At 52.8% G+C, this 1,458-nt stretch carries 1 protein-coding gene and 2 pseudogenes; 1 reads left to right on the forward strand and 2 read right to left on the reverse strand.

Translation table 11 applies throughout. The annotated features are described in order from the left end of the window. Both HMPREF2914_RS33220 and HMPREF2914_RS33225 read right to left on the reverse strand, forming a co-directional pair. Positions 1 to 295 (reverse strand): annotated as a pseudogene (locus HMPREF2914_RS33220) (integrase core domain-containing protein); the annotation flags it as partial. Positions 296 to 358: 63 nt separating this feature from the next. Further along, a pseudogene (locus tag HMPREF2914_RS33225) lies at positions 359 to 880 on the reverse strand (IS5 family transposase); the annotation flags it as partial. 505 nt (positions 881 to 1,385) lie between these two features. Between HMPREF2914_RS33225 and HMPREF2914_RS33230 the strand changes: the two are divergent. Beyond that, the coding region (locus HMPREF2914_RS33230; RefSeq protein ID WP_371915117.1) for a hypothetical protein at positions 1,386 to 1,458 on the forward strand (73 nt) is incomplete at its 3' end.

A 1,458-nucleotide genomic window follows, 5' to 3' on the forward strand; every position in this document is an offset into this window, starting at 1 on the left:
TTGCAGCAAATTCTGCCGGGGTGAGATTGCCAATGGTGCTGTGCGGTCGGTGCTCGTTGTAATCCCACCGGCAGGCCGTGATCTGGACTCTCGCTTCGGCCTGCGAGTAGAACCAGTGCTCATTGAGGCATTCGTCCCAGAACTTGCCGTTAAATGACTCGATGAAGGCATTCTGCGTGGGCTTGCCAGGCTGAATCAGCTTCAGCTTGATGTCGCGCTGATACGCACACTGATCAAGCGCCTTGCCGGTGAATACGGGGCCTTGGTCCGTGCGGGTCGCCTGTGGGTAGCCGCGAACTGCATGCTCTGGACGCTTTTCAACCCCGTAGCCCGCATCCGTACAAACTACGTTCCGTCGCCGTGCAGCAATTTGTCGGCCGGAGTAACGTCCACAACGTTGCCCGCCGTACCCACTACGCTGTGCACCACCAGACGCGTCATCCACACCGATATGCGCCTTCATGCCGAAGTAGTACTGGTTACCCTTCTTGGTCTGGTGCATTTCTGGATCGAGCTTGCCATCCTTGTTCTTGGCTGAACTCGGCGTATGGATCAGCGTGGCATCGACAATGGCGCCCTCCCGCAGCGACAAGCCACGATCCCCCAGATAGCCATTGATCATCGCCAGAACTCCAGCCGTCAACTCGTGCTGCTCCAGCAGCCGGCGGAAGTTGAGGATGGTGGTTTCGTTCGGAATGCGCTCCAGGCTCAAGCCGGTGAACTGGCGCAAGATGGTTGTCTCATACAGGGCTTCCTCCATCGTCGGATCGCTGTAGCTGAACCAGTTCTGTATCAGGTGCACGTGCAGCATCGCCATCAACGGGTAAGCTGGGCGACCGCCTTCACCCTTCGGGTAGTGCGGCTGGATCAGGGCAACCAAACCCTTCTACAGCACCTCCTGATCTATCTCGATCGGGAACAGTTCCTTGCGGGTCTGCTTGCACTTGCCGGCGCACTCGGCGTCGGAGAAGGTCATCTGCTTCATTGGAATACGCGGGCAATGGGATCGGCGTATTTCACCAGATTCTGAGCGTACTGGAAGGCCTTCGTGAGAGGATTACTGCAAACTTTGATATTTCTGACAGAGGGATTCTACGAGAAAGTTAATATTTAACATGGTTTATATGTTTTTGATCTCTATTCTGGCTTTGTATTGATTTATATTGTTGTGATATCGCTGTGTAGATGTCTGGGGTGATACTTTTCTTGCGTGAGTGCTTGGTAAACGAGCAATTATTTAGTTTTATTGCACTTTGTTTTTCCTGTTTTTCGAGGTTGCTCTGTTTGATTTTTTAATCGGAATTCAGAATTCCATTTTTAATATTAATCTTAGGCCTCGTGCCGGCTATAGTTACCAGCGAGACTTCCAATTCTATAGGTGGAAAATGTCAACAGGAGTACGTTTGACCACTGCCGCCGGGGCTCCGGTGGTCGATAACCAGAACGTGCAGACCGCCG

Origin of the sequence: Pseudomonas sp. HMSC067G02, assembly GCF_001813485.1 — a bacterium.
Taxonomy (GTDB): domain Bacteria; phylum Pseudomonadota; class Gammaproteobacteria; order Pseudomonadales; family Pseudomonadaceae; genus Pseudomonas; species Pseudomonas aeruginosa.